The organism is Pedobacter duraquae (genome assembly GCF_004362245.1).
Taxonomy (GTDB): domain Bacteria; phylum Bacteroidota; class Bacteroidia; order Sphingobacteriales; family Sphingobacteriaceae; genus Pedobacter; species Pedobacter duraquae.
In genome coordinates this window covers 31293-44614 of record NZ_SNWM01000005.1, presented here as the reverse complement: position 1 = coordinate 44614, position 13322 = coordinate 31293, and the positions used below count along the sequence as shown (strand labels likewise).

Genomic DNA, 13322 nt, shown 5'->3' with positions numbered 1-13322 from the left:
GCTATCGGCTTACAGGCATCCCGGAAACCCGGGGTTTCAAATAACGGTAATCACTTAAAACATTTAAAAGTATGAATATTTCTGCGAAAATGCGGAGACTGGCGACGCTATGTGTGCTCGCCAAAGACAAACTAACGAACAAGAATAAATTTATCCGGCAACTTATGCGTGTAAGCGTAATTTTAACTTTTCTGACTTTAACTACTATCCAGGTGATGCTGGCCACCGCTTCGCGTGGTCAGAATATGCAGCAGGATAAGGTAACTATTGGCTTGAAGGGCGAAACCTTACAGACTGGACTTAAAAAAATAGAACAACAGACGTCGTTGCGTTTTTACTACCGTAAATCGGAGGTTAAAGCAATATCCAACCTCCATTTGCAAGAGGGTACAAGAACAATTGCGGAAACGTTACAGGAATTGCTCAATAATACATTTTTCACGTTCCGCCAGATTCACGGCAATATCCTCCTTGAGCAGCAGACCAATCAGGTTGGCTTTAAGGTTAACGGTCGCGTGTTGAACATACAACATCAGCCTCTATCGGCAGCTAACATCAATATTTTTAAAAAAGGCAGTAATAAAGCGGCACAAACCCTGCAGGCAGATACATCGGGCTATTTTAAATTGAGTGTTGCTGAGAAAGGAGACTATGTGCTTGTTATCTCGTCTATGGGAATGGATGAGATTGAAGTTGCAGTAACCCTGGCAGAAAGTCCGGTTGTGAGTATACCGGATATTATTTTAAGCACAAAGACAACACAACTGCAGCAAGTCAGTATTGTGGCCAAAAGACCATTTATTGAACAACGGATAGACCGTACCATTGTGAATGTGAATGGGGTGATCTCAAATACTGGAGCGAATGCTTTAGAAGTGCTTTCCAAATCGCCGGGTGTGCAGGTTGACGACAATGGTACAATTAGCTTTAGAGGCAAGAATGGCATTTTGGTACTGATTGATGGTAAGCCCAGTTATCTTTCGGGCGATAACCTGGCTAATTACCTCCGCTCGATGCAGGCATCGTCTTTAGACCAGATTGAACTGATGAGCAACCCACCAGCGAAATATGAGGCCGCGGGTAACGGTGGCGTCATTAACATTAAGACTAGAAAATCAAAGGCAGAAGGCTTTAACGGGAACATCACCATTGGTGCAGGCAAGGCAGCCTATTGGAGGACGAATGAAAACCTGAACTTAAACTATGCTAAGGGGGCCATGAATATGTTTGCTTCTGCAGGTTATAATCTACAGAATGGTTATAGAAAAACGAACAACAGCAGACAGTATCTTGACGAAGCAGGCATCCCACTTACCCAATATGAACAGGTTGGCTATTCCAGGCCGCTAACGAAAAACCCAACATTGAAATTTGGACTTGACTACAGGCTTTCTGAAAAAACTACTGTAGGATTTTTACTGAGCGGCTCCCTATCAACAGGCAACAATCCAAACAGCAGTACAAGTACTTTAAAGAACCAGTTGGGACAGGTTAACTCCATCGTTGAAGCAACCAATTACACGAAAAGCAAGTTTAACAATGGAGGATTAAATCTAAATTACAGTCATGCGTTCGACGAGCCGGGAAAAGTGCTGAGTTTTGACCTTGATTATTTAACCTATAGCACGTCCAAGGATCAGACTTTTGACAACAGGATTCTTAATGCCACAGGATCTCTCACAAGCGCAGAACAGCTTACCGCCCACCTGCCGGCAGAAATCAACATCTTTGCTGCCAAAACAGATTTTGTGCAGCCGCTGGGCAATAAAGCCAAGCTGGAATTGGGTTTAAAAAGCAGCTACGTCAACACGGATAATGCTGCCAATTATTATAATGTTGTTGGCGGAGTGCCGCTGATCGACTACAACCAAACCAATAGGTTCAAATACCGGGAAAACATCAATGCCGGATATGCCAGTTTTAATCAGGGTTTTGGCAGAGTTGAGCTGAAAGCAGGTTTAAGGTTGGAAAACACCAATATCAGTGGGCATCAGCTGGGCAATGTGCTAAAACCCGATTCATCATTTACGAGGAGCTACCTCAGCGCCTTTCCAACGGCATATCTATCCTATAAAATAGATACCACCGGCAATCATTTACTGATAGGCTCGTATGGAAGGCGCATTGATCGCCCTTATTACCAAAATCTCAATCCCTTTTTAACGTTTATAGATAAGTTTGGCTACTGGGCCGGCAATCCATTTCTGCGGCCTCAGTTTTCTGACAACTACGAACTTTCATGGCATTATAAAAACAGGTTCTCTTTTGGCCTGCAGTATAACCTGATCCACGATTATCAGGTGGAAACTGTAGAAAGAAGTGGAGATATCTTTATCAGCCGCACAGTGAATATTGGCAAAAACCCTTATTACGGAATTGATGCTAATGCCACACTGGATCCGTTTTCCTGGTGGAACATGCATATTTATGCTGAGTTAATCAACAACATTACCAGGGGCCCGTTATATGGGGGATATCTGAATACGGGCCAATGGTATGTATACACTACCGCTCAAAACCAATTTCAGCTAGGCGCCGGATGGAGCGCAGAGTTAAGTGGATTTTTTATTTCTGCAAAGGTTGACGGGCAGTATACCCATAAGGCAACGGGGCAACTGGATGCTGGATTACAAAAGAAGATCATGGCGGGAAATGGCACAATTAGACTTGGCGGAAGGGATTTATTGCGCACTAACTTCCCACAAGGCAATGTGCTGAACATCCCAAATACTACAGCAACATGGCGTAATGATTGGGCATATCGCACAGTGAGCTTAGGCTTTACCTATAATTTCGGGAATAGTGTTAAAACGCAACGGAAAGCGACCAAAGGGAGTGCTGAAAGCGAGCAAAACCGGGTGCGGCAATAACCACACAATTAAGCGTCAATACGGACTTGTCTGGACCCGGTTTTGTTCATCCCGGGCTCCATTCCGGTCTCTTGGCCGCTTGGTATCTTTAGCATTTCTACTCATTTTATAGCTTAATGAAAGCATCACAGTGCGACTATCTTTACGATTTCTATAGATGCCGTCAGATCCGGCAACATTGATTACCTGTCCCTGAGTTATGGCCGAATAAAAGAGGTCGCTGGCACTTACACCGATCGTGGCTTTACCTTTAAAAAATTGTTTCCTAATGCCGGCACGTAACGCTGCGATACCTTTGGTGGTATTTTGTCCCGAAAAGGTTCTGCCACCCCAATTTAAGACCAATTCTGCAGTACAATTTTTACCAATTGTAAGCCTGTTAAACCAATTAAGTGAATGTGCATAGTATGTCGTGTCTACGCGTTTACTATCCAACAGCACATTCATGTGAATCCGTTCAGGATTAACTGAAAGATCAGCGTTCCACCATTTGAAGATGTCCTTATTATAGGTGATCATGAGTCCTGTGATTTGCAGGCTTCCTGTATTCTCTGGTCGCTGGACATATACATCTCCATAAGTCCTGATAACCTGACCACTAATGTTTGACAAATCTGAATAGTATGCTACTGTATTTAATTGTTCTTTAAACACATGGCTGAGTTCAAAGTTATTGGTAAAATCAGGTTGCAGGAAGGGATTTCCGGACACATGGTTGTAGCGCTGCACTAAAGTTAAAAATGGATTTAATTTATCATATCCTGGTCGGCCGATCCGGCGTCCAAAGTTTAAGAAAAACTGGTGTTTATTTTCCTTATCGGGCTTAAAGGAAATAAACAGGGAGGGGAAAAGATTCGCGTATTTTCTGTTGAACGTAGAATCTGGCATTATACTGTTCCCTAGCTGATGTCCATTAGCTTGCGTATCCTCAATTCTTAACCCTACTTTAAAGGCAAATTCTCCCAGTTCCTGGTAGCCTTCCATATAAGCTGCGCTGATGATTTCATGATATCGGAAGTGATTAGATCGTTCAGAATCTGGCTGCTCCCCGCCTATCTTGCCCTTGAAATATTCCGCTTTGTTATCCGTAGCGACCTTGCTTATTTTAATGCCGGAATTGAAAGCAATTCCTTTTTTTGATGGGTATGAAAAATCTGCTTTCGCAGAATAGATGGTGATATCACGGGGTAGCATTCCAGAGATCCTGGTATTATTAGTGGGTAGTCCAATGTCAGAAAATGTGCTGTTGCTAAATACCTGGTCAATCTGAGTGCGATATTTACCATAATCCATGTCGACGCTAAGCTCTGATCCCAAGGAGTCAAACTGATGGGTTATGTTTAGGTTAAGGAGTTTGTTTCGAAATCTATTGTTCACGTTATTAATAGAAATTACTGATGAATCTGGATAAATAAATCGACTGAAGCGCAGATTTGTGTTGTGACCTCTTTCTTCAACAGTATTATTGGCAGCATTCATAATTATACCCATTGTTGTTTTTGTGTTGAGGTAGTAGTCTGCTCCCAATTTCAAATTGCTATTGTATCTGGTGTAAGTAATCTCATTTTCCTGACTGAGTGTTGATATGGGGAACCCCTGCGAAGTCAAGAATCGCCTTGTTGATGATGAATTTTCAAAGTCTTTTGGAGCCCCCACCCCAGCGTTCCCAAAAAAGTTAAACTTTCCCTGCCGATAATTCATATTTACGGAGCCATTGGCCTTGCGGTAAAAGCCTTTACCAAGATTTGCTGCCGCACCGATATTGTACCCTTCCTGTTTGTTTTTCTTAGTGATGATGTTGACAACGCCTCCGCTGCCCGCCGCATCATACTTCGCCGAAGGATTGGGCATCAGCTCGATCTTATCGAGCAAATCGACAGGCATTGATTTCAGATAGGCGGCCAGGTCGTTGCCCGACAAATAGGTTAGCTTACCGTCCACATACACGGTTACACCCTTCCCCATCAGATTAATATTGCCATCGTCCGTAACACGTAGTCCTGGTAATTTGCCAAGTAAGTCCAGCACATCAATTCCAGCCACATTTGCGAGTTGCGCAATATTAATGATTGTCCGGTCAACCTTCCGCTCAATTATTTTTTTCCTGGTGCTGACCTTCACTTCGTCCAGGAAGTGTAAACTGATGAGCGAGTCTTTTTTTACTGTGTCTGTTTTTTGTTCCCTTTCTTGTGCATTGGCGGATGTAAACCCCAGGACGAGAAGGATAAAAAAGTATTTTCTCATATCTTTAGCTAATTAACTGAAGCTAAACTACTTTTGACGATCTGCTTCGAAGAGCACAATCGTTAAACAAGGAAAACATCTCGATAAACACGATAATATTCGGGGTGTATTTTTTACAAATTAAGCTAGGTTTGAGGAATGAAGGTAAAGACAGGAATATTGGCGATTGTTTTCCTGGTGTTCTATGCTATGGTACACCTTGGCGGGCACCTACCAGATCTTTATTACGGAAAGTTTAGCTATATTGATGAACGCAGCTATGATCAGCGATTGATGAGCTTGCTGACAGATATTTTAATGTCCTTCCTGTTTACGTTAAGCACCTATTATGCGCTGTATTGTTTTTATCCCCGACGCAGGTATATTTCCCTAATATGTATTCTTGTTGTGGCCTTTATCACGTGCTTCACCATGAGTTATTGGGGTACGCAGTGGTTATCAGCAGATCATTTGCGGATCTCCAGGTTTTTTAGAACAGAGGTGTTATATAATGCTTTCTATTGCATCTTCGCGATGGTATTCTATTTTGTGCAGTATGCACAATTTAAAGAATTGCAGGAACGTGACCTTGCGCTCGAAAACCGACTGGCATCCCTCTCTTTCCTACGCTCACAAATCAATCCACATTTTCTTTTTAACAATCTCAATAACATTTACTCCATGGTTTATCACAATTCCGCACAATCATTGCCGGCAATATCGGGATTATCAGATTTGCTGCGTTACATGATTTATGATGACAAAGACATGAGTACGCTCGAAAAAGAAGTTCATTACATTGAACAATATATCGCATTGGAGCAATTGCGTTTTGAGGCACCGAGCAAAATTAAGTTTAACTATACAAACGATGGATTACCAGCTCAGTTGCCCCCATTGTTATTAATTCCTTTTGTAGAAAATGCTTTCAAACACGGGAACATCTCTTCGGAGCGCGAATGGCTAACAATTACCATTAGCACTACTGCAAGCAATCAAATCCTTTTGAATTGCACCAATGAGGTGCGTGTTAAAAGAAAAGATTTAACTGGCGGCATTGGGATTGATAACGTGCGCAAGCGACTGGCATTGCTGTACCCCGATAATCACAATTTAACGATCTCGCAGCATCAAGATAAATTTACTGTAAATTTAACGCTGGGCATTTATCGGCAGCTATAAAAACAATCTCCTATGAATATGTTGAAGTGTGTTGTTGTTGATGATGAATTTCCGGCAGTGAAGCTTTTGGGCGATTACATTGTTAAAACCCCTGGTCTTGAGCTCAGTTTTAAAAGTACCTCAGCAATGGAGGCTCTGGAATATATCGGACAGCATCAGGTTGATCTCCTATTTCTGGATATACAGATGCCAGAGCTCACAGGAATGGAATTGGTAAAAATCATTAAGCATGCACCAATTCATGTCATTATAACTACTGCATATACTGAATATGCAATTGAAGGTTATGAGCATGATGTGGCCGACTACTTACTTAAACCCGTTACTTTTGAGCGGTTTCTAGTCTCCATCAATAAAGTTAGACTGCGGATAAGTGCTTCCCGGGTATCGTTGGCTCCAGATCGGAATCCATCGCCAGCTTACATTTTTATAAAAACAGAGTACCGCGTTCAAAAGGTGTTACTTGCATCTATCCAATACATTGAAGGATTAGGCGATTATATTACCATACATACCCCTACAGGGAAAATATTATCATTAGAGCGCATGAAGAATATGGAAGGGATGTTGCCGTCCAGCTTCCTGCGCATACACAAATCTTATATTGTCAACATTGATCAGATTGATTTTATCGAGAAGGGTCGGATTATCGTAAATAAGGAATACCTGCCTGTGGGCGAGTCGTTCAAAGATAAGGTACGTCTTCATTTGGGATTAAAGAATTAATCATCCGATGAAAAAGCATCTATCATATCGAATGTAGGCACGAAAAACAAAGCTCCCGTTGTTGCAGTACTGAAGTCTAGTATCCGGTCATAATTCCCAATAGGAGATCCGATAAACATATTGCTGAGCATTTTATTTACAGTAGTAAATGTACTCGCATAAGCTATAAAATAGGTCCCCATTTCGTTGGTCGACATATTGCCAAAAGGCATGTTGTCTCTCACTATTTTAAAATCATCACCTACGTTGGCTAGCGCAATATGGGAATTGGCGGGTTTCACATCATCAGCCATTTCGATATCGTTAGCCTTGTATCTTCCGATTACTTTTTCTTGCTGTTCAGTAGATAGATTTTTCCAGGCCGTTAAGTTGTGCAGATACTTCTGAACAAACAAGTAGCTGCCGCCAGCATATTCAGGATCTTCTGCACCAATGAGACTGAATAATTCCCGATCCTGCCCATGCGGATTTTCCGTTCCGTCAACAAATCCTAAAATAGAACGGCTGTCCCAGTATCTGAACCCATGAACTTCATCTACACTATCTGCAACCGATGATAGCAGGTCTGTAATCGCTGATGCGATATCGTAACACCAACTCGGAGCATCTGAACGAATGTGAAAATGTAAGTCTCCTTTAGAGGCAACTGCAGTATGTTTCTCGCCTATTATTGGCGCGAAATTAACCAGCTCCTTTGGCAAGGGTTGCGGAAGTTGAAGTCGTAGCCAGGCATCATATCCGATGCCCATTACGCAGCTTGCGCGTGAGACGGGAAAGCGCACGTTAGCCGAGTTATTGAGGTTGATGATTAGACTACACAGTCGTTTAAAGACATCATCTACCTGTAGGTTGTCCTTAAAGTTCCATACCATGAAGATGGTGTTGTTATTGGTATAGTCGGTAACATTTTGTGAATCTGGCTTCATAAATTTGAGACGTTTCCTAAAGTACTATAATAATAAAAATAAAACGGCGATTTAGCGCATTTGAACTGCAAATTCCCCTTCGCTCAAGCACATTTTCTAAAGTGTTAGATTGGGAACAGGCTACCTGTCGCTACACAACAACGTTGTCTTGAACAAGTGTTAAAACGATATCATAGGCTGTTTTCTTTTCCCAGCGTGCGATTAACCAGGCGATAAAACCCAAAGTAAAAATATCGCTGTTCGCTACGGTGTCTAACTGTTTTAATACGTTCGTCCGGTAAGGCGCTTCAAAAGCTACTTCTGGGTGTAAAAGATATTTTTCTGCCAGGCCGAGGTATGCTAAGACCCGTTCTTCCGAGGTTTTCAAAAGATATTTTTTATATCGCCTACGAAAGCTATCCAGTCGCGACATGGCAAGATCGATGTTAGAGAACTGTGCATGAATCAAAATCTCCATCAGATTCTTCCTGATCGTCCACAACATACCCAGTTTTTTCTCATACCAGGCATCAGTACGCGTGAGCAGGATCAGCTGTTTCAAACTCCTTCTATCATCACACAGCGCTAGAAACATGGTCAGGCATATTCGTAAATCTTCGATATCTTCAGGCTTAGCGGTGTTTTTTGCCTTGGAGAGCGCTTCCTGTAACAAGGTAATTGCTTCGCTGGCAAAGCCAGTAAAAAACAAGTTGAGTCCGGCGAGTAACTGGTGACGTAAACAAAACAATGCGTGGTAACGACTATCCGTCTCCATTAAAGCCATCATTTCCTTCAGATAGTCATTACTCCTGCTAAAATCCCTTCGGCGCAAATGGAAGTTTGCCAAAAAATATAAGATAGAAATGTGGTGAAAAAGATAAGCCTGCTTAACGACCTGATCTTTCATAAATTGATTGGTTCGGTTTACATACCGCTCTATCAATCCGTAATTCTGTTGTATCGCGGCATATTCATTGGCAATGAAAAGAATTTGATAGATGGATTTGTAGGTCATCAGGTCCTGTTCAGAAATTTTGTATTTCCGGATTGTGATCAGGATTAAGCTTGTCAGATTAACAATCTTCCCTTTGAGGTGTATCTCCTGGAGCTCTTTTCTTAAAAAGGCATAGGCCATATTGAGCTTGGCTTCACGCTGCATGTCAGACTGGTTTTTCAGAAAGCGCATAGTCAGGTTGTCAAAGTCTTCCGCTTCCGGCAGATGTGCATACTGTATTTTCAACAACAGAAGCTCGTTCAATAAATTAAATTGATCCAAATGTTGAGCCAGGCGTTCAGCCTTATCCAAACATTTAAAAGCGGTCTTGATTACATGATTTTCCAATAAAAACCGACCTACTACTACCAGCCTCAGCGCATCATAGGTGTCAGAAAGACTGCTCTCAAAGGTTTTCTGCGATAAGAACAACAGCAAATTATCCTGCAACCTTTTACGTAAAGCATAATAGGCATCATTATTTTTTTCCGGATCGTAGAGGCTATTTAACCCATTGGTATCGTCAGTTTCTATCAAATCCAGTAACTGCAAATTCTTGACATCATTCCTTTTGTTTTTATGCCCCAGATACTGCTTGAAAAGCTTTTTATCGGACTTATTAAGTAAATTGAGTAATTCCAGAATTGAATCCATATGGATATGAAAGTACAATAAATACAGAATTATATCGTCAGTTATTTTCGAATTCTGTCTTTAGCGGATAGATTTTACATCCGACCTTAGCTTTCATATTAATCAAAAACAAAATAATATGGAACCGCTAAATCAAAGAACTGAAGAAAATTCATCTAACGTAAAACACGAAGAAAACGTTAAAAATCCTTTTAAACCAACTGCCGCATTTATCGGCGCATCCTGGTTTGCCTTATTAACAGGAGCCGTGGGCTATTGTATTGGTTTGTGGAATGCAACCATGGAGCTGAACGAAAAGGGCTATTATTTCACCATTTTATTATTCGGCTTATTCGCGGTGATCTCTGTACAAAAAAGTGTGAGAGACAGGGCAGAGAAACTTGCCGTTACCGATCTGTATTATGGTCTGAGTTGGTTTGCCACAATAGCAGCAATGGTACTGCTAACGGTTGGTCTGTGGAATGCTGACCTCACCTTAAGTGAAAAAGGATTTTATGCCATGGCATTCTGCCTAAGTATGTTTTCTGCTATTGCTGTACAAAAGAACACCCGCGACGCTAAGATGTACGAGGATAAAGAACTGTAACGTAGCGGTTGCCACCCCGCAGACTTCCCAGATAGGGAGCTGCGGGGTTTATTGACGCAGGTGATTTTGCCATTGTACAGGAGATCCGCAGTAAATTATCATGACGTAAATTAACGCGGATATTGAATCAATTAGGACTGGATGCTGTCATTTGTTCAAGCAACAGGTGGTGTATGCTTAAGTAGCTTGTTAAATCTTCATGTAGTCCAAACCGCTCGCTGAGGTAAGCCGCATCGTTGTAGGTGACGAACACTTCGTTATCATCCGATTGCCAGACTATAATTTTCATTGGCAGGTCTATGGCTATAAGTGGATTTTCAACCATGAGTGGCCCGCTATGTTTGGGGCTGCCGAACAAAAGATATTCCATCGGCAGTGCTGCAATTTGAGAGCTCTGCAACTCTTCCTGCTGGTCAATTCTAGCGTAAATTTTTATGTCGTGCAAAGTGAGCATTACCACAAGTCTGTCTACAGTTTCTTTAACAGAATAAGGACTGGTCTTAGATATAATTCCTTTAATGATCATAATTGTGCAGTTATTGCTGATTAGGCGCGAGATAAAGTGCTTTCAATTTCTTGCTTGATTAAAACTACGATTTGTTCTTAAAGGCCAGACCTTCATTTCGTTGAACAGGCAAATAGAATCGTTTAAACCCTAAGTATTGATTTGTTAACGAGATTATAACTAAAGGCCAGTAAAATCAAATTGGCCGCTGACAGCCCGTGAAAAGATTCCTGCGATACCATCCAATAGATTCCCTTTTCATATACCTCTCAATGTTTTGTAGTTGTTGCTTTTCCGAAGCATTTTCTCTTTTTTTATGAAAATTACCAAGTCTTTTTATCGCTTTTCTATTTTCCTTCAATAGGTAATGTACACGTGTAGCGAATGATGAGGTATTGTCAATCTGAATATCCATATTGAGCACAACAGCAGCCAGCGCTGGCTCTAAATCAACCAGAACTTCCTCGCTGTATTTTTCATCATTAGCAAAGTGGTCAATATACCATTGAAAGACTTCAAGTTTGGCAATGTTGTCATTCTTGTTTTTTAAATACCGCATTGCAAACTGACGTATCTCGGTCGTTCTGTTTAGCTCTGCACTATCTCGGGTGGCTATGCCTATAACATTCCAATATCCATAATGATCGTTTGGCGTGTCACGCAGCATCTCTAAATTGATTCTAAATGCATCTTCGGCTTGTTGATTGTTTCGATAAATCAACAATACAACATGCTTACAATGAAACTTCATCTCGTTATAGGTATCCTTTCCCAGATGTTCCTGTTGCAGCTTTTCGAATTTTGCTACGTAATCCAAAGAAAACTTATTCCGAAAGGCTTCAGCATAGAGTTTACGCCATTCATCATTTGCTGCCATATGTCGATTTTTGAATTAAGTTACACAGATAATCTCGTATTAGTGCATAAAAAAAAGCCTGCCAATATGAATTAGCAGGCTTTCTATAAATCTTAATTCCAGTACCAGCGGAGAGAGAGGGATTCGAACCCTCGGTACCTTTTGAGTACACACGCTTTCCAAGCGTGCTCCTTCAGCCACTCGGACACCTCTCCTTTTTGGGATTGCAAAAGTAGAAAAGTTTTTTGCAATCCCAAATTATGGTTTACTCAATTACAGTAACTTTAAGCATGTTTGTTTTGCCTTTTTGTTCCATAGGAATTGCAGCTGTGTTAATTACTATATCACCTTTTTTAACAAATTTCATTGATTTAAGCAATTCGTTTACATCAGTGATGGTATCATCAGTACTTTCGAATTTATCATAATAGAAGCCCTGAACGCCCCATACCAAACTTAAGCTATTTAGTAGCGCTCTGTTGCTGGTGAAGATGTAAGTCAACGCTTTAGGTCTGTGACTAGAGATTTCGAAAGCAGTATATCCGCTGGTTGTCATAGAAACGATACCAACAGCGCTGGTTTGTTTAGCCAGGAAACAAGCAGAATCACAGATTGCATCACTCAGGAAGCTAGGATCATTCGGCTTAAGGAATTTATCTGGGTGGAACGGGTAGTTGTTCTGCTCGATATTTTGGATGATTTTCTGCATCGTCTCGATAACGATCAGTGGAAACTCTCCTACAGAAGTCTCGCCGCTTAGCATTACTGCATCAGCACCGTCAAGCACAGAGTTTGCTACGTCATTTACCTCAGCACGTGTTGGCCTAGGTGTGGTGATCATACTTTCCAACATCTGGGTAGCTACGATTACCGGTTTCGAGGCTGCGCGACATTTATTAACGATCATTTTTTGCAACAAAGGAACTTCTTCCATTGGCATTTCTACTCCAAGATCACCACGGGCAACCATAATACCGTCTGAAACAGCAATGATTTCGTCGATATTGGCGATAGCCTCAGGTTTTTCAATTTTCGCGATAACACGAGCTGATTTGCCTCTTTGTTTGATGATATCTTTCAGTTCAACAATATCTGCTGCGTTACGTACAAAAGATAGACCGATCCATTCTACGTCGTTTTCAAGTACAAACTCAAGGTTTTTACGGTCTTCGATAGTTAATGAAGGGATAGAAACTTTAGTATTTGGTAAGTTAACTCCTTTTCTTGAAGTCAGAATACCGCCGTGAACAACTTCACAAACAACCTCATCTTCCAGGTTGGTCGAAATCACACGCATTTGCAGTTTACCATCATCCAAAAGGATAATTTCGCCTGCTTTAACATCTTTTGGGAAAGTATCGTATGTAATGTAGATACGTTCTTCGTTACCGATGCATTCTTTAGTAGTTATAGTAGTTTGTGCACCATTTACTAAGTGAATACCACCATCTTTAACCATACCGATACGAATTTTAGGACCCTGTAAATCAGCCAGGATACCTACATTATAATCGTGTTTTTTGTTCAGCATTCTGATGGTATCCAGCACTTCCTGGTGATCTGCCTGTGAGCCATGTGAAAAGTTTAAACGACAAACGTCCAAACCTGCATTAAACATGCTAAATAAAACGTCTGGTTTTGCAGATGCAGGCCCTAATGTGGCTACAATTTTTGTTCTTGAATGAAAAGGTTTCATTTGAGTTATTTTATTTAAAAATGGCGGATAAAGAGCAGGGCTTATATGCGATAAACCACTATCCGTCTGGTTATTTCTTAATTTATATTTGATTGCAAGATTCAAATATAGTGTATTTAATACAC

General features: G+C 41.2%; 10 protein-coding genes and 1 tRNA gene. 4 read left to right on the top strand and 7 right to left on the bottom strand.

Annotated elements, in window-relative coordinates; all coding sequences use genetic code 11:
- Positions 1 to 71: 71 nt before the first annotated feature.
- Positions 72 to 2870, top strand: coding sequence for a TonB-dependent receptor domain-containing protein (locus tag CLV32_RS18085; RefSeq protein ID WP_133558170.1), 2799 nt, complete (start codon positions 72 to 74; stop codon positions 2868 to 2870).
- Between the two features lie 15 nt (positions 2871 to 2885).
- Here CLV32_RS18085 and CLV32_RS18080 read toward each other — a convergent pair whose 3' ends face one another.
- Positions 2886 to 5114 (bottom strand): outer membrane beta-barrel protein, encoded by a 2229-nt coding sequence (locus CLV32_RS18080; RefSeq protein ID WP_133558168.1) that lies wholly within the window; start codon positions 5112 to 5114, stop codon positions 2886 to 2888.
- Between the two features lie 138 nt (positions 5115 to 5252).
- On the opposite strand from CLV32_RS18080, the gene CLV32_RS18075 reads away from it, so the two are divergent.
- Together CLV32_RS18075 and CLV32_RS18070 are read left to right on the top strand one after the other, a co-directional pair.
- Complete coding sequence (locus CLV32_RS18075) at positions 5253 to 6275, top strand: sensor histidine kinase (RefSeq protein ID WP_133558166.1); 1023 nt, start codon at positions 5253 to 5255, stop codon at positions 6273 to 6275.
- 12 nt (positions 6276 to 6287) lie between these two features.
- Entirely contained in the window at positions 6288 to 7001 is a 714-nt protein-coding gene (locus CLV32_RS18070) for a LytR/AlgR family response regulator transcription factor (RefSeq protein WP_133558164.1), read from the top strand.
- On the opposite strand, the gene CLV32_RS18065 is transcribed toward CLV32_RS18070, so the two are convergent.
- A complete protein-coding gene (locus CLV32_RS18065) occupies positions 6998 to 7927 on the bottom strand; it encodes a Dyp-type peroxidase (protein WP_133558162.1) in 930 nt (309 codons plus the stop codon). The genes CLV32_RS18070 and CLV32_RS18065 overlap by 4 nt on opposite strands.
- Positions 7928 to 8057: 130 nt before the next feature.
- The gene (locus CLV32_RS18060; protein ID WP_133558160.1) at positions 8058 to 9554 is read right to left on the bottom strand and encodes a hypothetical protein; all 1497 of its coding nucleotides are present in this window, start codon (positions 9552 to 9554) and stop codon (positions 8058 to 8060) included.
- A gap of 118 nt (positions 9555 to 9672) precedes the next feature.
- Here CLV32_RS18060 and yiaA point away from each other — a divergent pair, with 118 nt between their 5' ends.
- A complete protein-coding gene (yiaA, locus tag CLV32_RS18055) occupies positions 9673 to 10140 on the top strand; it encodes an inner membrane protein YiaA (RefSeq protein WP_133558158.1) in 468 nt (155 codons plus the stop codon).
- Positions 10141 to 10267: 127 nt separating this feature from the next.
- Here yiaA and CLV32_RS18050 read toward each other — a convergent pair whose 3' ends face one another.
- The 4 genes from CLV32_RS18050 to pyk all read right to left on the bottom strand — a co-directional run bounded on the left by CLV32_RS18050 (position 10268) and on the right by pyk (position 13197).
- Complete coding sequence (locus CLV32_RS18050) at positions 10268 to 10666, bottom strand: DUF302 domain-containing protein (RefSeq protein ID WP_133558156.1); 399 nt, start codon at positions 10664 to 10666, stop codon at positions 10268 to 10270.
- A gap of 175 nt (positions 10667 to 10841) precedes the next feature.
- Positions 10842 to 11522, bottom strand: a complete 681-nt coding sequence (locus tag CLV32_RS18045) for a hypothetical protein (protein ID WP_133558154.1) — start codon at positions 11520 to 11522, stop codon at positions 10842 to 10844.
- Between the two features lie 108 nt (positions 11523 to 11630).
- Positions 11631 to 11716: transfer RNA gene (locus tag CLV32_RS18040), tRNA-Ser, on the bottom strand.
- Positions 11717 to 11766: 50 nt separating this feature from the next.
- Complete coding sequence (gene pyk / locus CLV32_RS18035) at positions 11767 to 13197, bottom strand: pyruvate kinase (RefSeq protein ID WP_133558152.1); 1431 nt, start codon at positions 13195 to 13197, stop codon at positions 11767 to 11769.
- Positions 13198 to 13322: the final 125 nt, after the last annotated feature.

Bases quoted from the DNA above. Each gene is read 5' to 3' on its own strand.
- CLV32_RS18065 (WP_133558162.1), bottom strand. From the start codon at position 7,927: ATGAAGCCAGATTCACAAAATGTTACCGACTATACCAATAACAACACC.
- CLV32_RS18045 (WP_133558154.1), bottom strand. From the start codon at position 11,522: ATGGCAGCAAATGATGAATGGCGTAAACTCTATGCTGAAGCCTTTCGG.
- yiaA (WP_133558158.1), top strand. From the start codon at position 9,673: ATGGAACCGCTAAATCAAAGAACTGAAGAAAATTCATCTAACGTAAAA.
- CLV32_RS18050 (WP_133558156.1), bottom strand. From the start codon at position 10,666: ATGATCATTAAAGGAATTATATCTAAGACCAGTCCTTATTCTGTTAAA.
- CLV32_RS18085 (WP_133558170.1), top strand. From the start codon at position 72: ATGAATATTTCTGCGAAAATGCGGAGACTGGCGACGCTATGTGTGCTC.
- CLV32_RS18070 (WP_133558164.1), top strand. From the start codon at position 6,288: ATGAATATGTTGAAGTGTGTTGTTGTTGATGATGAATTTCCGGCAGTG.
- CLV32_RS18075 (WP_133558166.1), top strand. From the start codon at position 5,253: ATGAAGGTAAAGACAGGAATATTGGCGATTGTTTTCCTGGTGTTCTAT.
- CLV32_RS18080 (WP_133558168.1), bottom strand. From the start codon at position 5,114: ATGAGAAAATACTTTTTTATCCTTCTCGTCCTGGGGTTTACATCCGCC.
- CLV32_RS18060 (WP_133558160.1), bottom strand. From the start codon at position 9,554: ATGGATTCAATTCTGGAATTACTCAATTTACTTAATAAGTCCGATAAA.
- pyk (WP_133558152.1), bottom strand. From the start codon at position 13,197: ATGAAACCTTTTCATTCAAGAACAAAAATTGTAGCCACATTAGGGCCT.